The sequence below is a fragment of the Kibdelosporangium philippinense genome (assembly GCF_021390435.2).
GTDB lineage: Bacteria > Actinomycetota > Actinomycetes > Mycobacteriales > Pseudonocardiaceae > Kibdelosporangium > Kibdelosporangium philippinense.
Map to the genome: position 1 here is coordinate 2,499,159 of NZ_JAJVCN010000002.1, position 22,041 is coordinate 2,521,199.

The 22,041-nt window shown below is 64.8% G+C and carries 17 protein-coding genes, 2 tRNA genes and 1 pseudogene; 13 read left to right on the forward strand and 7 right to left on the reverse strand.

The features are described 5' to 3' along the window. Nucleotides 1-407: 407 nt before the first annotated feature. The 5 genes from LWC34_RS30455 (at nt 408) to LWC34_RS30475 (ending at nt 9,178) form a co-directional block, all read left to right on the forward strand. Nucleotides 408-3,215, forward strand: coding sequence for a non-ribosomal peptide synthetase (locus LWC34_RS30455; RefSeq protein WP_233728505.1), 2,808 nt, complete (start codon nt 408-410; stop codon nt 3,213-3,215). Between the two features lie 72 nt (nt 3,216-3,287). After that, entirely contained in the window at nt 3,288-4,307 is a 1,020-nt protein-coding gene (locus LWC34_RS30460) for a methyltransferase (RefSeq protein WP_233728506.1), read from the forward strand. Nucleotides 4,308-4,625: 318 nt separating this feature from the next. After that, nucleotides 4,626-5,461, forward strand: a protein-coding gene (locus tag LWC34_RS30465; RefSeq protein ID WP_233728507.1) for an IS5 family transposase whose coding sequence is annotated in 2 segments (ribosomal slippage) — nt 4,626-4,995 and nt 4,995-5,461 — 837 coding nt in all. Because the reading frame shifts where the segments join, the coding sequence is not laid out codon by codon here. Nucleotides 5,462-6,618: 1,157 nt separating this feature from the next. Next, the gene (locus LWC34_RS30470) at nt 6,619-8,007 is read left to right on the forward strand and encodes an IS1380 family transposase (RefSeq protein WP_233723285.1); all 1,389 of its coding nucleotides are present in this window, start codon (nt 6,619-6,621) and stop codon (nt 8,005-8,007) included. 253 nt (nt 8,008-8,260) lie between these two features. Next, the gene (locus LWC34_RS30475; protein ID WP_233728508.1) at nt 8,261-9,178 is read left to right on the forward strand and encodes a hypothetical protein; all 918 of its coding nucleotides are present in this window, start codon (nt 8,261-8,263) and stop codon (nt 9,176-9,178) included. 549 nt (nt 9,179-9,727) lie between these two features. Here LWC34_RS30475 and LWC34_RS30480 read toward each other — a convergent pair. Beyond that, on the reverse strand, nt 9,728-9,991 hold the full coding sequence (locus LWC34_RS30480; protein ID WP_233728509.1) for a hypothetical protein: 264 nt from the start codon (nt 9,989-9,991) through the stop codon (nt 9,728-9,730). Then, nucleotides 9,988-10,419, reverse strand: a complete 432-nt coding sequence (locus tag LWC34_RS30485; protein WP_233723013.1) for a hypothetical protein — start codon at nt 10,417-10,419, stop codon at nt 9,988-9,990. The genes LWC34_RS30480 and LWC34_RS30485 overlap by 4 nt, the downstream gene beginning before the upstream one ends. A 162-nt stretch (nt 10,420-10,581) precedes the next feature. Here LWC34_RS30485 and LWC34_RS30490 point away from each other — a divergent pair, with 162 nt between their 5' ends. The 3 genes and pseudogenes from LWC34_RS30490 to LWC34_RS58985 form a co-directional block, all read left to right on the forward strand. Next, complete coding sequence (locus LWC34_RS30490) at nt 10,582-11,403, forward strand: DNA-methyltransferase (RefSeq protein ID WP_233728459.1); 822 nt, start codon at nt 10,582-10,584, stop codon at nt 11,401-11,403. A 23-nt stretch (nt 11,404-11,426) separates the two neighbouring features. Beyond that, nucleotides 11,427-11,639: a helix-turn-helix domain-containing protein gene (locus tag LWC34_RS30495; RefSeq protein ID WP_233728935.1), complete on the forward strand. Its 213-nt coding sequence runs from the start codon at nt 11,427-11,429 to the stop codon at nt 11,637-11,639. A 108-nt stretch (nt 11,640-11,747) separates the two neighbouring features. Then, nucleotides 11,748-13,106: pseudogene (locus LWC34_RS58985) on the forward strand (tyrosine-type recombinase/integrase); the annotation flags it as partial. Nucleotides 13,107-13,294: 188 nt separating this feature from the next. Here the strand turns inward: LWC34_RS58985 and LWC34_RS30505 are convergent. Next, nucleotides 13,295-13,367: transfer RNA gene (locus LWC34_RS30505), tRNA-Lys, on the reverse strand. Nucleotides 13,368-13,508: 141 nt separating this feature from the next. On the opposite strand from LWC34_RS30505, the gene LWC34_RS30510 reads away from it, so the two are divergent. Beyond that, nucleotides 13,509-14,756, forward strand: a complete 1,248-nt coding sequence (locus tag LWC34_RS30510) for a L,D-transpeptidase (RefSeq protein ID WP_233728511.1) — start codon at nt 13,509-13,511, stop codon at nt 14,754-14,756. A 352-nt stretch (nt 14,757-15,108) separates the two neighbouring features. Here the strand turns inward: LWC34_RS30510 and LWC34_RS30515 are convergent. Further along, a tRNA-His gene (locus tag LWC34_RS30515) sits at nt 15,109-15,184 on the reverse strand. 58 nt (nt 15,185-15,242) lie between these two features. Beyond that, nucleotides 15,243-15,845 (reverse strand): oligoribonuclease, encoded by a 603-nt coding sequence (gene orn, locus LWC34_RS30520; protein ID WP_233728512.1) that lies wholly within the window; start codon nt 15,843-15,845, stop codon nt 15,243-15,245. 77 nt (nt 15,846-15,922) lie between these two features. Here orn and LWC34_RS30525 point away from each other — a divergent pair, with 77 nt between their 5' ends. Beyond that, the gene (locus LWC34_RS30525) at nt 15,923-17,431 is read left to right on the forward strand and encodes a helicase HerA-like domain-containing protein (RefSeq protein WP_233728513.1); all 1,509 of its coding nucleotides are present in this window, start codon (nt 15,923-15,925) and stop codon (nt 17,429-17,431) included. On the opposite strand, the gene LWC34_RS58990 is transcribed toward LWC34_RS30525, so the two are convergent. Then, a complete protein-coding gene (locus tag LWC34_RS58990) occupies nt 17,428-17,556 on the reverse strand; it encodes an SDR family oxidoreductase (protein WP_372496650.1) in 129 nt (42 codons plus the stop codon). The genes LWC34_RS30525 and LWC34_RS58990 overlap by 4 nt on opposite strands. A 64-nt stretch (nt 17,557-17,620) precedes the next feature. Here LWC34_RS58990 and LWC34_RS58995 point away from each other — a divergent pair, with 64 nt between their 5' ends. From LWC34_RS58995 to LWC34_RS30540, 3 genes are read left to right on the forward strand one after another with little or no spacing between them, the layout of a single operon-like run. Continuing rightward, nucleotides 17,621-17,821, forward strand: a complete 201-nt coding sequence (locus LWC34_RS58995; protein WP_233728944.1) for a helix-turn-helix domain-containing protein — start codon at nt 17,621-17,623, stop codon at nt 17,819-17,821. Further along, entirely contained in the window at nt 17,814-18,437 is a 624-nt protein-coding gene (locus tag LWC34_RS57185) for an AfsR/SARP family transcriptional regulator (RefSeq protein ID WP_284051671.1), read from the forward strand. Before LWC34_RS58995 ends, LWC34_RS57185 begins: the two co-directional genes overlap by 8 nt. Continuing rightward, complete coding sequence (locus tag LWC34_RS30540; protein ID WP_284051672.1) at nt 18,434-20,785, forward strand: ATP-binding protein; 2,352 nt, start codon at nt 18,434-18,436, stop codon at nt 20,783-20,785. The genes LWC34_RS57185 and LWC34_RS30540 overlap by 4 nt, the downstream gene beginning before the upstream one ends. Here the strand turns inward: LWC34_RS30540 and LWC34_RS30545 are convergent. After that, the gene (locus LWC34_RS30545; protein WP_233728514.1) at nt 20,750-21,949 is read right to left on the reverse strand and encodes a cytochrome P450; all 1,200 of its coding nucleotides are present in this window, start codon (nt 21,947-21,949) and stop codon (nt 20,750-20,752) included. The genes LWC34_RS30540 and LWC34_RS30545 overlap by 36 nt on opposite strands. Nucleotides 21,950-22,041 lie beyond the last annotated feature (92 nt).

A 22,041-nucleotide genomic window follows, 5' to 3' on the forward strand; every position in this document is an offset into this window, starting at 1 on the left:
GGACATCACCACGGTCAGGTTGCGCAGCCGGTACGTGTAGACGATCGGGTTCTGTTGTTGGATCGCAGCGACCGCTTTGCTGTACAGATCGGCACGTTTGCTTCTTGATCTCGCTTCTGTCCACTGTCACTAAAGGTTGTTCCGTAACAAATGACCTAATCGGATGTCGCTCCCCTGCGGAGACTCCTACCCTGGCACCCGGACCGCCCATTGTCGCTGTTACACAGTAAAACAAACCGACAATCCTCATGATCACACGACTGACAGTCGATTATGGACAGTCCACATGCTCCGGTGATTGGCAATAAGTTGTCAGGGCGTTCGAGGTTCTGTGCGAGTGACCGTCACGTTTAATCGTAATTAACGTTAACTCTAGTCACCGTGATCGAGCTGCCTAGGAACCGCTCATGACTACCATCGATCCGTTGTCCGCACTGTCAGTGCGTGCCGACTGGGGCGAGATCGCCAACGTGGGGCAGTTACTCACAAGTGCGGCACGCGCACACCCGAGCCACGGAGTCCGGTGTTTGACTGCCGCAGCCGTGGAGTCCCCGGCGGACGCGCTCGATCTTTCATACCCAGAGCTGCTAGCCATGTCCCTGCGGCTGCTGGCTCGGTTGCGGGCGGAAGGTGTTCGGCCGGGCAAGGTGGTGGGGTTGCTGCTGGAGAGGCCCGAGGACTTCCTGCCAACATTGTGGGCGTGTCTCCTGGGCGGGCTGGTGGTATGCCCGCTGGTGCCGCTGCGGGGCGACACGCAGCGCTGGGCAGCGCAACTAGACCAGGTGAACAATCTGCTGGACGGACCGCTTGTGGTGACCACGCGGGCACTGCAGGCCGAGCTGCCGCCGGTTGGCGGCTTGGCCGTGGCCGTCCTCGAAGAGCTCGCTCGCGGCGCGGAGGCCCTCGACTCGGAACAGGTGGCCGTCCACCCGGCGCGGCCGGAGGATCTCGCCCTGCTGGTACTCACCTCCGGCTCAACGGGCAAGCCGAAGGCCGTCCGGCTGTCCCAAGGCAACCTGGTGGCGTCCATGCGCGCCAAAATCAAGACACAGGGCGCATCAGCCGCCGACATCACGTTCAACTGGGTGTCCTACGACCACGTCGCCGCCTTGATCGAGGCGCATTTGCTGCCGCTGGCCACCGGTTCCACACAGCTGCACGTTCAACCCGACGTGATCCTGGACGACCCCGTCCGTTTCCTGCGGATCATCGACGCGTACCGGGTCACCATGACCTTCACCCCCAACTTCCTGCTGGGGCTGATCAACAAGGCGCTCGGCCACGAACCGGTTTCCCAGATGGATCTGTCGTGCTTGCGGCGGATCATCTCCGGCGGCGAGGCGAACCCGGTGGCCACCGGTGTGACCTTCCTCGACCTGCTCGCGCCGCACGGCCTGGCACGGTCCGCGCTGTGGCCGGCCTTCGGCATGACCGAGACCTGCGCCGGCAGCATTTACAACCGCGACTTCCCTGATGCCGACAAGGGCGCGGAGTTCGCCTCGGTCGGAACCCCGGTGCCGGGCTTGCGCATCCGAGTGGTCGACGGCACTGGGACCTTGGTTCTAGACGGGCAGGCGGGCGAACTCCAGTTGTACGGGTCTATGGTGACCGACGGCTACCACAAGAACGCCGCCGCTACGGCGGACGCCCGCACACCTGACGGCTGGCTACGTACCGGTGATCTCGGCGTACTCCGCGACGGCCGGCTCACCCTTGTCGGCAGGAGTAAGGACAGCATCATCGTCAACGGTGTCAACTACTACAGCCACGATCTGGAGGCAGTGCTCACCGAGCTGGACGGGATCGAACGGTCCTACGTCGCGGCTTTCCCGATTCGGCCCGACGGAAGCGACACCGAGCACCTCGCTTTGGCATTCGCCACCACCGTGCCGGACGACGACGAGGCCACGCTTCACCGCTTGCTCAACGCGGTCCGCAGCCGGGTGGCGCTGCACTGGGGATTCCAGCCCAGTGCGCTGTTGCCATTGCCGAAGGACGCATTCCCCAAGACCAGCCTCGGCAAAATCCAGCGAGCCACGATGCGACAGCGAGCCGAGGCGGGAGAATATGCGGTCCGGCAGGCGGAGATCGACGCGCTCATCAACCGCCAACTCGGGGGGTACGTCGCACCAGAGGGCGAGACCGAGGCGGCGCTGACGGAGCTCTACGCCGACCTCTTCGCCGTCGGCCCAAACGGCATCAGCGCCACCGCCGGTTTCTTCGACCTCGGTGGCAGCTCGCTGGACACGCTTCGGTTGAAGCGGTCGGTTGCCGACCGGTTCGGTACCAACCTGCCGGTGTTGTCGATCCTGCGGGCGCCCAGCGTCCGAGAGCTGGCCCGGCTGCTGGACAACCGGCCGGGGCCGACCGGCGACGCCGCGTACGACCCGGTGGTGGCGTTGCAGACCATCGGGAAGAAGATCCCGTTATTCTGTGTGCATCCCGGCGTCGGCGAGGTCTTGGTCTTCGTCAACCTTGCCAAGTACTTGATCCACGAACGGCCCTTCTACGCACTGCGAGCCCGCGGCTTCAACCCGGGTGAGCGGCCGTTCGGCAGCTTCGAGGAGATGGTCCACACCTATGTCGACGCGATCCGCAAGGTCCAGCCACACGGGCCCTACGCGATCGCGGGCTACTCCTTCGGCGCCGCGGTGGCCTTCGAGATCGCCAAGCTGTTGGAGGCGGCGGGCGAGCGAGTGGACTTCCTCGGCAGCTTCAACCTGCCGCCGCACATCAAGTATCGCATGGTCGAGCTGGACTTCGTGGGGACCGCGGTCAATCTGGCGATGTTCCTCGAACTGATCACCAAGCAACAAGCCGAGGACTTGCACGTCCGGCTGAGGCCGCTGCCGCGTGCCCATCAGCTCGCCGCCCTCTTCGAACTCGCCCCTCCCGGCCGGGCGGCGGAGCTCGATCTGGACCTGTCGCGGTTCACCGCATGGGCCGAGTTGGCGGCCGGCCTGACCGCGCTGGGCGCGACGTATCAGCCCACCGGCACGGTGAAGTCGATCACGGTCTTCTACGCACACCCCTTGCACGGGCCCAAACAGGACTGGCTGGACAACGAATTGCGGCGCTGGGACGAGCACACCCGCGAACCGAACCGCTATGTCGAGGTGCCGGGCGAGCACTACACGCTCATGGGGCCTCAACATGTCGACGTCCTCCAGACGGTCCTGCGCGCTGAGCTGGACCGGGCGCTTGGTGACGCGTGATTGACCTCGACAAGCGTTGCGGTACGCCCCTTCCCGACCTCTAAACTTACCCACTCGCATTTTGGAGAAGTTGTGACCACTCAGGACCTACCCGTTGCCCGCGCCGAGATGTTCGACTTGCTCAGTGGGTTCTGGTTGGCGATGTCCATCCACGCGGCCGCGGAACTGGGCCTCGCCGACTACCTCGCGGCCGGTCCGCGGCTGGTGACCGAACTGGCTGTCGCCACAGGGACGCACGAGCAGACGCTCTATCGGCTGCTCCGGTTGCTTGCCGCCTCAGGGGTATTCGAGGAGTCCGCACCACGGACGTTCCGTACCACACCGCTGGCCAATGCGCTGCGTTCGGACATCCCTGGCTCGCTACGGCCCTACGTCCGGCTCCAGCTCGGTAACCACTATCAGGCGTGGAGCCAGCACATACACACCATCCAGACCGGCGAGCCAGCCTTCGAGAAGGCGATGGGCGTCCCGGTCTGGCAGTGGTACCGCGACAACCCGGACGCCAGCGATATTCTCGGCGAGGCGATGTCCGGGATGTCCGAGATGATGATCGCCGACGCGCTCGCCGCGTACGACTTCGGCCCATACAAGACGGTGGTCGACGTCGGTGGCGGTGAGGGCGCGCTGGTGAGCGCGATCTTGGCCGCTAACCCAGGAGCCAGTGGCATCCTCTTCGACCAGCCTCATGTTGTCGCCCGAGCCCACGACCGCATTGCGGCCGCCGGCGTGGCCGACCGCTGCCAAGCCGTGGGCGGAGACTTCTTCCAGTCCGTGCCCAGCGGGGGTGACCTTTACACCCTCAAGTGGGTCATTCACGACTGGAGCGACGACAAGTGCGTGGAGATCCTCAGCACGGTCCGCAAGGCAATGGCCGACGACGCGACCCTGCTCATCATCGACACCGTCATCCCGCCCGGAAACGAGCCGTCGCACAGCAAGCTTATCGACATGGAAATGCTCATCCTCAACGGCGGTCAGGAACGAACCAAGGAGGAGTTCGAGACCGTCCTCAACGCGGCGGGCTTCAACCTGACCCAGATCCTGCCCACGCAGTCATTCAGCAGCCTGATCGAGGCGAGCCCGGCTCGCTGACACGCCGGGCGTCGCAACCGGTCCAACCCGATCATCCAGGTTGGACCGTCTAATCCGGACGCTGCTCCGCGGGCTTTTGCCGTGAAGACCACGCGAGTTCATGGGGTCGTCGCAACACCGGTTGTGATCGGAGGTTGTGATGGCGAATCGGCCTTGGAGCCGGTCACGAGCATCGTCGCCGAGACTCGAGGATCGCCGATCTGCTGCATGCTGCCGTGGACGTGGTGGCTTTGGAGGTGATCACTCTACACTTCTTATCCCTTTATAGGTCGTAACAATATTGATCTTGGAATAGGTTGAGCATCGTGGTTGTTGATCATGTTCGTGAGGAGGGGACAGCAGCCGCCGTGGATCGTGTCTGACGAGTTGTGGGCACGGGTGGAGCCGTTGTTGCCGGTGGTTGTGCCCCGGCGCAGGGACCGTCCTGGTCGGCCTCGGCTGGATGACCGCAAGGCGTTGTGCGGCATTCTGTTCGTGCTCTACACCGGGATTCCGTGGGAGTTTCTGCCTCAGGAGCTGGGGTTCGGGTCGGGTATGACCTGCTGGCGGCGGCTTCGTGACTGGAACGAGGCCGGGGTCTGGCAGCGGCTGCACGAGTCGCTGTTGGCCGAGTTGAACGCCGCTGGTCAGCTGGACTGGTCGAGGGCGGTGATCGACGGCTCGCATGTGCGGGCGATGAAGGGCGGCCCAAAACTGGACCGAGTCCGGTCGATCGTGCCCGAACCGGCTCGAAACATCACCTGATCACTGAAGGGCACGGTATCCCGCTGCAGGTGTCGCTGACCGGTGGCAACCGCAACGACGTCACCCAACTCATGCCCCTGATCCAGGCCCTCCCGCCGGTACGGGGTCGCCGTGGTCGGCCGCGGCGACGACCGGACACGGTGTTCGCCGACCGTGCCTATGACCACGATAAGTACCGCAAGCAGGTCCAGGCGCTCGATATCACGCCGATCATCGCTCGTCGGGGCACCGCGCACGGCTCCGGGCTGGGCAAGTATCGGTGGGTCGTAGAGCAGACGTTCGCGCTGTTGCACTGGTTCCGACGACTACGCATCCGCTGGGAAATCCGCGACGACATCCACGAGGCGTTCCTGCGCCTGGGGTGCGCCGTCATCTGCTTCCGCCGACTGGCCAACCTGCAACTCTGTTAGGAGTTGTAGTGAGGCGTCGCCTCGGACCGCCGAGGTAGGTGGCTGAGCTGGGCTTCCGCGACCAGCTTGATTTTGGCCAAGCTCACGCAAGGACCTGCGGTCATGATCGGCAGACCGCCACCACCCGCTGCGCCGAAGTCCGATCATCCGTGATGACCGGCCGTGCCACTCCAAAGTGGCTGGTCAGACAACGAGTCTGTAGATATGGAGCGGGCACACTCGACGCTATGCCGCCGAAAAACTTGATTCAAATGTCGAAGTTCAAGGGGCCTAGTTGATCTAAGGTGACATCAGCTCGAACCTGGCGGATCTGGGCTGGTTGCGGTGCGTGCTCGTCTTGTGCCAGGGCGGGCAACTTCTGGATGGTGGTTTCCAGACCATTTAGAAGGCCACGGTGAAAGTCTGCGGCGTAGCCGTGGCGAGGCCGCGGGGGTATAGCCGGGTGCCTACTCCGACGATCGATCAGTCAGTGAACACGGGAACCTCCCCGGTTTTGCCCGTCGCCCGGGCCACCAGCGTGGGCGATTTGGGCTGGGCACACCGTCTGCCGATCAGACCGTGGAGGGGCGGAGCCGCCGTAGTACTCCGAGCCGGGGAAAGCCCGTGCACACGGGGAAGTTGCGCCGTCTAACTCGGCGTTGGATCACTCTCGCAGAGGGTAGAGGTTCGGAAGGAGGAAGCCTCTGGGTCACCCGCCTTACCTGGACGGGAAACCGCGAGGGGACAACAGCATGGCGGGAAAGCGTGGAGCGTTGTGAAGGCGTTGATGGTGCTGCCGCGCAAGGCCCGTGTGATATGGCGAAGACCGGATTGTTTGAAGCCCAGTTCCCAGGGATGGAAATGTGCATCCTCTGACATACAACGCCCGGAGCGGAGCCACCAGTATCAGGCGAATCCCCTTTGCTTCGCCCCAACCCTTCCGGCTGGTGGACGGTGAGCAACGAGCTCACTCAAGGGAACGGACAGGCCGCCTACGTCACGCTCGATACGTCCAGCGCAAGAGGAATTCGGGATCGCCTACGGGGCGCGAGCCCTAGCCCAGGTGTTTCACGCGGATAGCCGCGACACGAGCCGTAGATAGAACGAAGTGCCTGCCCTGTAAGGGAAACTGGGACTTGTCTAGGGTCCAGGTTCTCGAACGGGAAGGCACTTCGCGGATGAAGCGTATCGAACGGTCCCGCCGGGTCAAGGTCAGCGCGGACGGTACGGGTGTCGTGTCGCATGCCGGGGTCGGAATGCTGCGGGAACTGGCCTGGGATACCGGGCTGGTGAGCGGGATCAGCACTGCGCTGGCCGACACCTATGCCGGACGGTGGCAGCACGCGCCAGGCCGGGTGTTCACCGACCTGGCGGTCGCGATCGCAGATGGCGGCGACTGTGTCTCCCACATCGAGGTGTTCGGCGACCGGCACGAGGTATGCGGGCCGGTCGCGTCGATGCCGACCACCTGGCGGATGCTGGACCGCGTTGACCCGGCCCATCTGTCCAGGGTGCGTGCCGCGCGGGCAGCGGCACGGGAACGGGCCTGGGCCGCCGGCGCCACCCCGGACCTGACACAGCTGCTGCGGATCGATTTCGACGCCACAGTCACGATCTCGCACGCGGAGACCAAGCAAAACGCGGCGAAAACCTGGAAACGCACGTTCGGGTTTCACCCGTTGCTGGCGTTTCTGGACCGCCCGGAGGTCTCCGGCGGCGAGGCCCTGGCCGGGTTGCTGCGTCCGGGCAACGCGGGCAGCAACACCGCCGCCGATCATGTCACCGTGCTGGAGCAGGCGTTGGCCGCCCTGCCCGAGCACGCCCGGCCTCGGCCGGGTGACCCGGACACGGTGCGGGTGGTGGCCCGCTCGGACTCCGCCGGCGCCACCCACGCCTTCGCGACGGCGTGCCGGGATCGTGGGGTGTGGTTCTCCTTCGGGTTCCCCGTGGACGCCCGCATCCAGGCCATCGTGGATGAGGTGCCCGACCAGTGCTGGCAATCCGCGATCGAGTCGGATGGCGGGATCCGGGACGGCGCCTGGGTCGCCGAGGTCACCGGCCTGCTGGACCTGACAGCCTGGCCGGAAGGCTCCCGGGTGCTGCTGCGCGCCGAACGTCCCCATCCCGGTGCGCAGTTGCGGTTCACCGACGTCGACGGGCACCGGATCACCGCGTTCATCACCGACATTCCCGAGCGGGTGATCCCCGGTCAGAACGCCGGGCTGGAGCTTGACCACCGCCAGCACGCCCGGGTCGAAGACCGCATCCGGGAAGGCAAAGCCGCCGGGCTGCGTAACCTTCCCTGCCGGGGGTGGGATGAGAACGTCGCCTGGCTGGAAACCCTGCTGGCAGCCACGGATCTGGTGTGCTGGGCCAAACTGCTCGGGTTCACCGGCACACCGGAGTTGGCGCATGCCGAGATCGCCACCTTCCGCAATCTGGTGTTGCACGTGGCCGCCCGCATCACCCGCAGCGCCCGGCAGGTCCGCCTCCGTATCGACCGGACCTGGAAATACGCCGATGCCATCGCCGAGGCGTGGTTGAGGATCCGTGCCGCGTTCACCTGACCCGTCCACCCTGTCCCGACGACCCGAAAGACCCCGGAGCGGCCGACACGACAGCAGGTCGGCGGCATGCTCGCGCCTATCTCTCGAATCGCTCGCCGCGAGATCAACCAGACTCAACACAAGATCATCCCGGGATCACATGAAACACCTGGGTTAGGGGTGTCAAGCGTAACGACCTCACCCTACGAAGGACCCTTTGATGCGAAGGCTCACACACCACCAGTCGGGCGACGAGAACTCTGCAGTTGCTTCAGTGTCTCGTACGCAACCCGTTTCTGCGACGAATAGTCGTCGTGCCCGGAATCGCGGAAGCCTGCAGCGACGAGCCGCACGGCACCCGAGCCCGGTTCGCTTCAGCACCGTCTGGCCCTGCGCGCAGGACACCCACCTCGTCGGCACTGGCTTGCTTGCCGATTGGCTGCTCACTGCAGTGATCAAGATCATCACCACCTACTCGACGCCCGGCGACCGTGTCCTGCTGCTCGCCCCGTCGCCACTCGTCGCATCTCGCGGGATTGCCGGTCTGCCCGCCACCCGCGCGCCTCGGCGACCCGGTCCGTACGCCGGGCTCCTGGAGGCTGCCTGGCCCGTAGTCCGGCTCGGTCGCGGCGTCCAAACCGCGATCACCCGACCGCCCGACGAACCGCGACCGGGCACCCCTTCATCAGCCGACCGGTCCGAGTCCGGACCGGGATTCGCCGAGCCGGATCCGGACCACACCGCATTCACCCGCATCGACGCCTCGGTGATCATTAGCGACTCTGGCGAGAGACCTGACGGGCTCTTCGATGTGATCATCACCGCCGCCGAGTCGCGCACTCTGGCACGGACTCGAGTGACTGCCTGGAGCCGGCTACTGACCCCGGCTGGCATCCTTGCCGCGATCACGCACAGCGACCACAACGGCCCCTGGCTCCAGGACTCAACCGGTGCTCTGGTACGCGCCGCGCAGCAGGACGGCCTTCGGTATCTCGACCACATCGCCCTTGTGCGGATTCCCGTCAAGCACAGCGCACTCGACAGCCCAGCGCGTGCTTCCGGCAACGTCGACCCGTCCACCGATCCGGCCGGCAGCCCGGCGCGCGGCGCCCGTGCGCACGCCGATCTGTACGTCTTCGGTCGCTCCGCACCTGTCTCTCAAGCCGTGCCCGGCCGGGGAGACATCGGATGACTCGGAACTCTCGTCGCCCCATCCGATGGGCTGTCCCGGTGCCCGCGCCTGGTGCGCCACGCCGTCGGTCGGTGCGATTGTCGGTCTGGACAACCGGCCAACGCGACCGCTCCGCGCAGCTGCGCGACCGCGGCTACGTACCCGACACGGGCACCGACCTGGAGCAGATCCCGCCCGCCGTCGCCGCCCACGCCATCGCGCACTACAGCCGGTCCGGCGGACTGGTGGTGGATCCCGATTGCGGCGCGGGCACCGTGCCGACCGAAGCCCTGCGCTCCGGGCGGCACGCGGTCGGCATGACCGCCGACACCCAATGGTGGCGCGTGGCGCGGGCCAACCTCACAGCGGCGAAGCACGCAGGCGCGTGGACGGACGGGTCCGTCCTGGACACCAGTCCGCACCGATCACTCACCGCCGCTCGCGACGTCGGCCTCGTCCGCCGGGCCGACCTGGTCCTGACCACGATCCGGACTCTGCCCCTCCCGGACGGTCGGAGTCCGGACCCGGACCTCGAGAGCGCGGTCGCGGCCAGAGTCCGCCTGTGGTCGGCTATCGGCCCTCGTCCAGCTCGCGGGCCCAGACCTGTGGGATCGCCAGATCCGCGTAGGTCGGGCTGGTTAGCAAGGCCAGCACGGCTGTGCGTTCGGTGTCGGTCAACGCCGAGGGCGGTGGTTGGCGCGGTAGCCACGGACCGTGCTTGGCCGGCGGCGGGTTGGCGCGCCGGTAGTAGGTCGCGCGGGAGATCCCGGTCAGCGCGCACGACTGCTGCACCGAGACCTCGGCTGCGCGTAGTTCGGTGAACGCGGCCGTCATGACGTCCTCGGCGGCTCGTCGTTCTCCGCGCTCTCGGAGAGTCCTTCCAAGAGCGCGTGTGCTTTTCCCATGATGTCCAGCGCTATCCGGGTTTTCGCCAGGTCGGATCGCAGTTTCTCGTTCTGGCGGCGGAGTTTCTCCAGCTCGATCTGCTCGGCTGATTTCTTCGAGCGTTTCGCCGGTGTCGACGGGTCCGCCGGGCCGCTGGTCAGGGCGGCCGCGTCGCGGGCGCGTGTCCACTCGATGATGTGCGAGGAATACAGGCCTTCCCGGCGCAGGATCGCGCCTTTCTCGCCGTTGGGGGCGTTCTCGTACTCGGTGACGATCGCCAGCTTGTACTCCGGGCTGAACACCCGCCGGGACGGACGCGGCGCGGGATCGCCCGCCGGTGTCGACGGGATGGGCTGGTCGTCAGCGGGAGTGGACACGTACACAAGGATCTCCGATCCCGCCCTTGGTCAGGAACCCCGGTACTCACACCGGGTGTCTCACACGATCCTGACAAAGAGGGTCTCGGATCTGGCCGTCCACATGCTGATGGCCCATCGTGCGGTCAGCGGGGATCCGGACTGTGAGGGGGTGCGGGCGGTATGAGCGTGTCACGAAGTGTTTCTTTGCATGTGGGTGACGCTTTGCAGGTGCTGCGTAGGTTGGCTGCCCGGTCCGTCCATTGTGTGGTGACCTCGCCGCCGTACTGGGGTCTGCGGGATTACCGGGTCGCTGGCCAATACGGTCACGAATCTACGGTGGAGAAATACGTCGCCCAGCTATGCGATGTGTTCAAGGAACTTGGCCGAGTTCTTGTCTCCGATGGGACCGTGTGGCTCAACCTCGGTGACTGCTTCGGCGGATCATGGGGAGGCTACGTTGCAGCAGGGTCCACAGCACCGTCAGCTTCCGATTCTGTTCGTTGCCGATATGGGTCTCATCGACCGCCCCAGTCCCTGCATCGTGCGAAGGACCTCGTTGGGGTGCCGTGGCGGGTGGCGCTCGCCCTGGCCGACCGCGGGTGGTTAATCGAAGACGCGATCGTGTGGCACAAACCCAATGCGCGGCCCGAGAGCGTGCAAGACCGCCTCAGTCAGCGCTACGAGATGATCTTCCAGCTCACTCCTGCAGAGCAGAGCGGCGACCGGCCGTCACCGCGACCTGCAGTGCACGGTGCTGCTGGAACGGTGTGGGTGATACCGAGTCCGCGGACACGCACAGCGCACATTGCTGCCGGGTCGCTGGAGGTTGCACGTCGCTGCATCGGACTCAGCGCGCCGGCCGGTGGTGTGGTGCTCGATCCCTTCTCCGGTACTGGAACGACCGGAGTCGCCGCCCGGCAGTTGGGTCGCGTCTACATCGGAATCGACCTCGACCCCGCCAGTCACGCCATCGCCGTCGGCCGTCTTGCGAGCCTGCGATGACCGCGGAACGCGACCTGAGGCATATGACCCTCGCCGAAGCGGCCGAGTTGCCGACTGTGGTGGATTTGGTGACAGCCGCCCGAGCGCTGGGGGTCGGCCGCACTACCGCGTATGCGCTTGCTCGGCAGGGCAAGTTTCCCTGTTCGGTGTATCAGGTGGGCGGTTCGTATCGGGTGCCCACGATGGAGGTGTTGAGGCTCCTCGGGCTTGTAGCAACAGATTCCGGACCGATTTGACACGGCTCGGGCTTCCCCGAGACACCACTTCAGCGCGAGCATGGGGTTTCCGGGTCACGGCAGTGGCCACATGCGACACCCGCAAGTTGACGAGGAGGTGGTGATCTGATGGCTGTCGGCTCGACCTATCGACGGTGTTCCTGCCGCGGCGCCAACGGCAAGCCGTTGGGCAGCGCATGCCCGAAACTCAAGCAGAGCAAGCACGGCCAGTGGGGCTGGCGGCTGGAACTGCCGCCCGACGCGGAGGGAAACCGTCGTCCGCGACGCCGGGGCGGCTTCGAGTCCGAAACCACGGCGCAGGCTGAACTTGATCACGCTCGTGCTCTGCTTGCTCTGGCCGAAGACGGCGACACGAGCACCGTGGCCAAGATCGGTGATCTGATCGCGGCAGCCATTTCGGAGAAGGTGTCTCTGCCGCCGGTGGCGGAAGTGCAGCGCAAGCTACGCGCGAATGTCTGTGTGACCGACAACCCGACAGTCGCGGAGTGGTTGACGCAGTGGTTGCCGACCAAGAAGCGGAAGCTCAGCCGCAACGGTTACCGCAGCTACGAGTCCCATGTTCGGCTCTACCTGATCCCGTACATCGGCTCGGTGCGGCTGGGCAAGCTGCGGGTCGCGCATGTCGCCGACATGTTCGACGCGATCGTGGAGCACAACACGGAGATCGTGGCGTCAAGGGCGAGCAAGGACCCGGCACGGCGGGAGACAGTGAAGTGGCAGCGTCCGGTGGGGCCGACGTCCCTGCAGCGGATTCGGGAGACGTTGCGTACTGCGCTGAACGCCGCGATCCCTGAGGGATTGGTGGTGGTGAATGCGGCGAAGTGGGTCGAGTTGCCGCCGGTGGTTCGGCCGAAGCCGTTGGTGTGGACGCAGGCGCGGATCGGAGAGTGGCAGAGGACGGGCACGCTCCCGTCGCCGGTGATGATCTGGACGCCGGCGCAGACTGGGCACTTTCTGGATCATGTCGTTGACCACCGGTTGTATCCGTTGTTCTTGCTGATCGCCCATCGCGGTCTGCGCCGGGGCGAGGCCTGTGGGGCCCGGTGGCCGGATACCGACTTGGACGCCGGGACGCTGGATGTGACCAATCAGATCGTGCAGTACGGGTGGGAGACCGGGATGTCTCGGCCGAAGACCACGTCGTCCGAGGGCGTCGTCGCGCTGGATCTGGATCTCATCACGGTGCTGCGTGCGCACCGGATCCGCCAGCTTCGTGAGCGGGAGGCGGCCGGCGCTGCCTGGGTGGAGACCGGTGGGTTGATGTTCACCGAGCCGGATGGCAGTGCGCTGCATCCGGCTGATGTCACTGACGTTTTTCAGTTCCTGGCCGCGCAGGCTGGTCTGCCGCCGATCCGGCTGCATGACCTGCGCCATGGTGCGGCCACCCTGGCGCTGGCCGCCGGGGTCGATATGAAGGTGGTGCAAGAAATGCTTCGACATTCGTCGATCACGGTGACCAGCGACACGTACACCACTGTGCTGCCTGAGGTTGCGCGCGCCGCTGCCGAAAAGACCGCGTTGATCATTCCCCGATCCCGGTCGAAACCTCTCGGGCACGCCTCGGGCACCCCGGAGTCCATTGTGGACGGTGAACATGGTGGCGATGAATACCAAAAAGGGCAGGTCAACGTGGATGTTGACCTGCCCTTTGGGGGTGCGCCGCCAGGGACTCGAACCCCGAACCCGCTGGTTAAGAGCCAGCTGCTCTGCCAGTTGAGCTAGCGGCGCTCGCAAGGTCTCCCTTGCGAACGAGGAAAACTCTAGCATGGGCCTGGATCGAGCTCGAAATCGGACCCCAGTTGATCGACTCTCGCAGCTAGAGGGCACAATTGGCATGTTCGAGCCGTTCTGGGGATGGGGAGCGACGGCTTGAGTACCGGATTCGACGGGGCTGACGTAGTGGGCGGGGTATTGATGCGACGATCGATTGTGGCGCTTGCCACAACCATGGCGGTGCTCTCGGTCGCGAGTTGCTCATCGGGCGACTCGAACGCCCAACAACCGACCGGCACACCCGCGCCAAGCGGGCAGGCGACGAACAACGCCCCAGCGCCCCAACCGAAACCGATCGCGATGACGATCACACCGACGGACAAGGCGGGCAATATCGCGCCGGGCGATCCGATCGTGGTCACCGCGGCCGACGGCAAGCTCGACACGGTCACCGTGACCAATCAAGAAGGTAAGGCCGTCGCGGGCGCGCTCGCTCCAGACGGTTCGAAGTGGGAGTCCAGCGAGGCGTTGGGCTACAGCAAGTCGTACACGGTCAACGCGGCTGGCACGGGAACTGACGGCAAGCCGTCGACCATGACGTCGTCGTTCACGACGGTCAAGCCGGGCAGGCAAGTCGGCGTCTCGATGATCCCGCAGGACGGTCAGACGGTCGGTGTTGGTCAGCCGCTGGCGTTCTACTTCTCCAGCAACGTGGCGGACAAAGCCGCGGCGGAGAAGGCGCTGAAGATCACCGCCGAGCCCGCGACCGAAGGCGCGTTCTACTGGTTCCGGGACAACGAGGTGCATTGGCGTCCCAAGGAGTACTGGAAGACCGGTACGAAGATCACGGTGAACGCCGCGATCTACGGCAAGGCGCTGGGCCCAGGCGTGTTCGGCAAGGAAGACCGCAAGAGCTCGATCACCATCGGCAACAAGGTCGTCGCGGTCGCTGACGGCGCGACCAAGCAGATGACGGTGTCGGTCAACGACCAGGTCGTGAAGACCATCCCGATCTCGATGGGCAAGCCGCGGCACGAGACGCCGAACGGCATCTACACGGTGATGTCCGAGCAACTGAACTACACGATGGACTCCGGCACGTACGGCGTCCCGGCCGACACCCCCGGCGGATACCGCACGAAGGTGGCCGTGGCCAGCCGCCTGTCCAACAGCGGAATCTTCTACCACTCGGCGCCATGGTCATTGCGCCAGCAGGGCAACAGCAACGTCAGCCACGGCTGCATCAACATGTCGACCGAGAACGCCCGCTGGATGCAGGAGATCGGAGCCAAGGGCGACATCTTCGAGGTCCGAAACTCCGGCGGCCAGACGCTCCAGTCATGGGACGGCCTGTCCGACTGGCAGCTGTCCTGGGACGACTACAAAAAGGGCGGCAAGAAGTAAGCAGCCTCAAAACCGAAGGCCCCGGGCACTTCCGCCCGGGGCCTTCGCCTGTCCAAGGCCGTTGTTCGGTCCGGCATCGCTGGTCCAAGCGAACCGCGCCCAGCGGTGGTTTAGAAGAAGCCCGCCCAGTCGGCCGGTTCAAGCGGACCGCGCTCACAAGCCCACCAGTCAGCTGGCCAACCCAAAGCAACCAGTCCGGGGTCAGAAGTAGCCCACCGGTCGGCTGGTCAAACCCAAAAGTAACCAGCGCTGGATCAAAAGAAGCACGCACCGTGGGGGGTATGGGGGGCTCGGCCCCCCAAAATAAGACGAACCCCACCCCAGTCGAGCGAAGCGAGACAGGGGTGGGGCATGGGGTGAGTGACGGGACTTGAACCCGCGACTTCCTGGACCACAACCAGGTGCTCTACCAACTGAGCTACACCCACCATGTGCTTCTCACTTGAAGCGACATTATCGTAGCGTGCCCCCGCGAGCACCTGAAATTCAGGGGGTCTTGAGTACCCGCTCGGCCGCCGCGCGAGCTTCCTCACTGGACGGGCCGGGCTGGGGAACGAACGCTGTGCTGCGGTAGTACGCCAGTTCCTTGATCGACTCCCGGATGTCCGCCAGGGCCCGATGCGCGAGGCCCTTGCCTGGCTGTGCGTAGTAGATCCGTGGGTACCAGCGGCGGCACAGTTCCTTGATCGACGAGACGTCCACCATCCGGTAGTGCAGGTGGTTGTCCAGCGCTTTCATGTCCCGCGCGATGAAGCCTCGGTCGGTCGCGATCGAGTTTCCGGCGAGCGGCGCACTGCGGGATTCCGGCACGTACGTCCGCACGTAGTCGAGGACCATCTGCTCGGCGTCGGCCAGGGTCACCGTTGAGCGGCGGACTTCTTCGGTGAGGCCGGATTTGGCGTGCATCTCGCGGACTACTTCGGGCATGGTCGCCAGTACCTCATCGGTGGCGTGGATCACCACATCCACGCCTTCGCCGAGGATGTTCAGCTCGGCATCGGTCACCAGCGCCGCGATCTCGATCAACGCGTCGTTCACCAGATCGAGTCCGGTCATCTCGCAGTCGATCCACACCAGATGGTCACTCACCTGGTCGAGCCTATCCCGAGACGCCCGGTATGGGCTTCGAGCTGCGATACGCGTGTCCCGGTTCTACCGTGCTGAAGGTGGACACAACGCAGGAGATCGCCGCTGGTTATGTGACCGAGGGCCAAGCGGTGGAACTGGGCACGGTCGTGGTGGACGGCCAGGTTGACGCGTCCGCGGTGATCAAGCTCCCGTTGGCGACGCTGAACCGGCACGGTCTGGTGGCAGGTGCGACGGGTACCGGCAAGACCAAGACATTGCAGTTGATCGCCGAGCAGTGCGCGGGCGCGGGCGTTCCGGTGTTGCTCGCCGACATCAAAGGTGACCTGTCCGGGCTCGCCCGGGCGGGTGAGGCGAACGACAAGGTGACCAAGCGGGCCGAGGAGACCGGTGACACCTGGCAGCCGACGGCCTTCCCGGTCCAGTCGATCTCGCTGGGTACGGGTGGTCCCGGCGTCCCTGTCCGTGCCACGATCACGAGCTTCGGGCCGATCCTGCTGTCGAAGGTCCTCGGCCTGAACGACACCCAGGAGGCCACGCTCGGCCTGATTTTCCACTGGGCCGATCAGCGCGGCCTCGCGTTGCTCGACGTGAAGGACCTGCGGTCGGTCATCGGGCATCTGACCAGCGACGAGGGCAAAGCCGACTTGAAGGAGCTCGGCGGTGTCTCGGCCGCGACGGCGGGTGTGATCCTGCGTTCGTTGTCCAATCTGGAGGCTCAGGGCGGTGACGAGTTCTTCGGCGAGCCCGAGCTCGCGGTCGCGGATCTGCTCAAGGACGGCACGATCTCCCTGCTGGAGGTCGGCGAGCTGCAGAACAAGCCCGCGCTGTTTTCAACGTTCCTGATGTGGCTGCTCGCCGAGCTCTTCCAGGAGCTGCCAGAGGCCGGTGACCTGGACAAACCCAAGCTGGTGTTCGTGCTGGACGAGGCGCATCTGCTGTTCAGCGACGCCTCGAAAGCCTTCCTCGAGCAGATCGAGCAGACCGTGAAGCTGATCCGCTCCAAGGGCGTCGGTGTGTTCTTCTGCACACAGCTGCCCACGGACATCCCGAACGCCGTGCTGTCCCAACTCGGCGCCCGGATCCAGCACGCGTTGCGCGCGTTCACGCCGGACGACCAGAAGGCGTTGGCGCAGACGGTGAAGACGTATCCGACGACCAAGCACTACGAGCTGGACAAAGCCCTTACTTCGCTTGGTACGGGCGAGGCGATCGTCACAGTGCTGAGCGAGCGCGGCGCGCCCACGCCCGTCGCGTGGACGAGATTGCGTGCACCGCGTTCGCTTATGGGCACCATCGGCGTCGACGCGATCCGTGAGGCTGCCAACGCGAGCGAGTTGCACGCGAAGTACGCGGAGACCATCGACCGCGAGTCGGCGTACGAGAAGCTCGCCGCCAAGGTGGCGCCGCCCTCTGCGGAGCCCCAGGAGCAACCTCAAGAGCAACCGGCACCGGAAAAGGAGAAGCCAGGCGCGTTGGAGCAAGTGCTGACGAGCGCTCCGGTGAAGTCGTTCCTGCGCTCGGCCGCGAGTGCGTTGGGACGGGAGATCACCCGGGGCTTGTTCGGTACGGCCAAACGGCGTCGCTAGACGGAAGGAACGTTCCCGCCATCGATCCGGTACTCCGTGCCGGTGATCCATGAGGCCTGGTCTGACACCAGGAAGGCAACGAGGTCCGCGACTTCCTGCGGATGGCCAGGCCTGCCGAGCGGCACGCCGCCAAGGCTCGCCAGGGCGACGTTCGCGCGCCGGTTCGCTGACTTGGTCGGCGAGCCGCCGTTGAGCTACCTCACCTGGTGGCGGATGACGACGGCAGGCCAGTTGCTGAGCCGTGGCGACCAGCCGCTTGCCGCGATCGCGCGTCAGGTCGGCTACCAGTCCGAGTTCGCCTTCAGCAAGGCGTTCAAACGGGAGTTCTCGTTGCCGCCCAGCGACTACCGCCGTCAACGCCGGGCCGGAGCGCGGATGGTCGATGCCTGACTATTCTCCAGTAGTGCCGATCGAGCTGACCCTGCTGAGCAAGGTGGCGTATCGCGGGCAGGAGGTCACTGCTCCGCGCTTACGCGCTGTGCTCGCGTTGCTGGCAGGCGACGTGAAGCGAGGCGTGAGCATCGGCGCGCTGATCGACGGGCTCTGGCCGGACGAGCAACCAGAGAACCCAGCGAAAGCCGTACATATTCTGGTTTCCCGGATTCGTGGGCAGCTTGGGCCGGACCTGGTTGTGAACACGCCGACCGGCTACCGGATCGACGCACAGGTAGACACCGAGGCGATCCTGACTTACGCGTCGGACAGCGCAAAAGCCTTGACGACCGCACATTTCGAGACTGCGTTAGCTACAGCAGCAGCCGGTCTCGGGCTCTGGAACGGCGAAGGCACCGACGGCACGGACCCATTGTCGTTGCTGCGCTTGGAAAGAAAGCAGGCTCGCAGGTCGCTTCTGCGGACTCACGCGCTGGCGTTGTCGAAGGCAGGCAAACACGCCGAAGCCAAGGTTCCGCTGGAAGATCTCGTCGCCTCGTCGTCGCATGACGAGGAACTGCTTCTTGAGCTGATCCGTACCCAGCCGCGACCGACGGCCCAGCGGGCGCTTTGAACACGTACGACCAGTACCGCCGCCGAATCGCCGACGAGCTGGGCACCGATCCAGGGTTCGCATTGCAAGCCTTGCACCAGCGCTTGCTCCGGGGTGAGACCCTCAAGAAGGGCGTGGCGCACGAGCCGAATGCGTTGCTAGGCAGGGATTCAGACATCGCGGCCGTGACGAATTTGCTGCGGGAGTCCAGGGTCACATCGATCATCGGTCCCGGTGGGATGGGCAAGACGAGACTGGCGCACGCGGTCAGCAGGGAAGCCGAGTATCACGTCTATTTCGTGTCCCTTGCCGGTGTCGCGACTGATACGGACGTCGAGGACGAAGTCGTGGCGGCCGTCGGCGAGCAGCGGCTGAACTCGCTCGAATCCGCCTTGCTGGTACTGGACAACTGCGAGCATGTCCTCGATGGAGCCGGGAAACTCGCGCAGGAACTGGTATCGGCGAGCAAAGACCTGAGAATCCTGACCACAAGCCGTGCCAGGCTAGGTCTTTCATCGGAAACCGTGTACCCGCTCAGCGAACTGCCGTTGCCCGCGGCGGTTGAGTTGTTCAGCCAACGCGCGAAAGCCGTGCGTCCCGGGGTGGACCTGCCTTCGGGGGCTGTCAAGGAGCTGTGTACGCACCTCGACGGGCTCCCGTTGGCGATCGAGTTGGCGGCGGCGAAGGCGCGGGTCATGTCGATTCCCGAGATCGCCAGCCGATTGGACGACCGGTTTACGTTGCTGCGCGGCGGTTCCCGTGACGCGCCAGACCGGCACAGAACCCTGCACGGGGTGGTCGACTGGAGCTGGAACCTCCTCGACGAAGCCGGAAAGCAAGCAATGCTCGTGCTGTCGGTATTTCCGGCCGGATTCAGCTATGCCGCGGCTGAACACGTTGGTGTCGAAGAGACTGTGGAGAACTTGGTCGACCAATCACTGCTCAAGGTGCACGACACCCCCGCCGGTGCTCGGTTTCAGATGCTCGAAACTGTCCGTGAGTTCGCTGCCGCGCAACGAAGTGGCGACGAGGTCGATCGGTTCCTCGCATGGGCCCGTGATTTCTGCCTTACGCATCACGAGCTCCTCTTCGGACCTGATCCGCTGGGATCCGTGTTCCCGATCGATGTCGAGCAGGACAACCTGATCGCGGCATTGCGGTACGGCATCAAACGCGCCGACGGCCCGACTGTTGCCGCCACGGCTGCTGTCCTCACTTGCTCGTGGTTGCTGGTATCCCATTACAGCAGAACGATTTCCCTCGCCGACGACATCACGAGAGTCCTCCTGCACTACCGCCCTGAAGCCGAGCACATAGAGGTGACGAGGACTGCGGCTGCCGTGTGCGCCGCCACAACGTTCATGATCCAGGGGCCGCGAGCGCTGCGTAGCCTGATCGTTCTCAAGCGCTTGCCGTCCGTAAAACCGGACACGCTGCCCAAGGCGATCGCGGCCTATCTGATCAATCAGGACAGTCAGCAACCGTTGGCCGTCGCCGCGACGAGTTTCGTAGCAAGCTATATCAAGGAAAGCGAACTCGATCCACATGCCGCACTCGCGGCGGCCCGGCAAGCGCAGGAGTTGGTTGAGAACGAGACGCCGTGGCTCAGGATCGCCACGCACGCCCGCGTCGGTGACCTGTTACTCCAGATAGGACAGCCCGAGGAAGCGGAAACACACTACCTTGCGGCGCTGCACACGTTGGAAACGGACGTGAGCGGCCAGGGCATGGCACTGATTCTCGCCAACCTGCACGCGGGCAAGCTTGACACGGTCGAACGATGGCTGGATTCGGTGGCGGACAACGCGATCGACAGCAGTGGACCGGAAGGCGCGTTCATCATCGGTGTCCGCGCGGAGGTTCTGCTCGCCCGTGACCAGATCGACGCGGGCCTGTCGACATGGCGGACAGCGCTCGGCCGGATAAACCCGCATGTGGGCACAGAGTATCGGGTCGGATCGTCCGGTATCGACCCGCTGCTGAGTGAGATCCAAGCGGCCACTGTGGTCGCGCACGCCCAACACGGTCGCCTGGAACAGGTTGCGGATCTCGTACAGTCCCTTCCGGACAGATTGATCTGGTTACTTGAGCATCCGACGGTCAACCCATCACCCTTCTTGCGGGAATTCCCAACTTGGGGCGCGTTGTTGCTGGCGGTCGGAATGACCGAACCGCAACCCCGCAAGGCCGCGCGAATGATCGCCTTGGCCGAGCGTTTCCGTTTCCTGCGCGGATTTCAGCCCACGATGTCCCCCTCGCGAGCGCGGGCCGCGGCCGAGAAGGTGGCGTACGCCGAAGCAGTCTCGCACTACGCCACCCTGTCGCTTGACCAGCTACGAATCGCCGCGCTGGACCTGCTTGACCGGTAGGTGCCTCGGCCCGCACATCTCCGGCGACGGATGAAACGTCGGCGGAGTCCCGACGCGCAACTCGCCCAGCCGGTCGAACAGGATGTTCATCGCGATCCGCCCTTCGAGCCGGGCAAGTGGCGCACCGAGACAGAAATGCGCGCCACGTCCAAACGCCAAGTGCGGGTTCGGATCCCGGAAGATATCGAACTCCTCAGGGTTGGCGAACTGCCGTGGATCCCGGTTGACGGCGCCGAGCGCGATCATCAGCAACTGGTTCGCGGGCATCGGGTAGCCGCCGATCTCAGTGTCCACAGTGGTCGCCCGAAAGACAGCCGGTACCGGACTGACAAACCTCAAGGACTCTTCAATCAACCCAGGGACCAAGGACCGGTCCGCGCGTACTTTCCTTGAGGTGTCCGGGAGCCGGTCAAGGCACATGATCGTGCTGCCCAGCAACGAAGTCGTGGTCACGTGCCCAGCGAACAGAAGAAGAATCCCGAAATGAGTAACCTCGCTGTCGGTCATGTCAGCCTGAGCCAATACCGTCAGCAGATCTTCCCGAGGCTGACGGCGCCGTTCGGCAGTGTGCTGATGCAGGTAGTCGACCATCGGAGCGAATTCCCGCAACGCGGCCATCGAAGCAGCCTGCACGTCTTCACTGGGATTCGGTTCGTGATAGATGTTCTTGCTCTCCAGCAACTTGTCCGCCCAGTAGATAAAGAGGTCGCGGTCGCTCACCGGCACGCCAAGCAGCTCGGCGATGACGGAGATCGGCAGCGGATGCGCCACCTCAGTGACAAAGTCGAACTCGTCCCGCCCAACCAAGCCGTCGACAAGGCCATTCGCGATCTCGGCGATCCGAGGCTCCAGGTCCGCAACCATCTTCGGCGTAAACGCCCGACTGACAACCCGGCGGTGATCACGGTGAGCCGGACCATCCATCTGCAACAGATTCCCCTCAGAGAGCCCTTTGACAAGAGGGTCGTCGCTGTCACCCTGAGGGAAGAACTGCCCGACATCGGAAACGAAAGTCACCGGATCAGCCAGAATCTGATGAGCCTCCGAATACCCGGAGATGTTCCAGAAACCCACGGAGTCAGCGAATTCGACAGGTTCCGCGGGCCGATGGCCGTGCATCCAGTAGTGCGCGGGGTGAGCGTTCCAGACGGTTGTCGTTTTCATGATGACAAGGCTGACCGCAACCCGGATCAACAGGGTTTCAGCGAGCTATCAGTGGCCTGAAACCCCAGGTCATCCCTCGTGAGTGGTTAGCC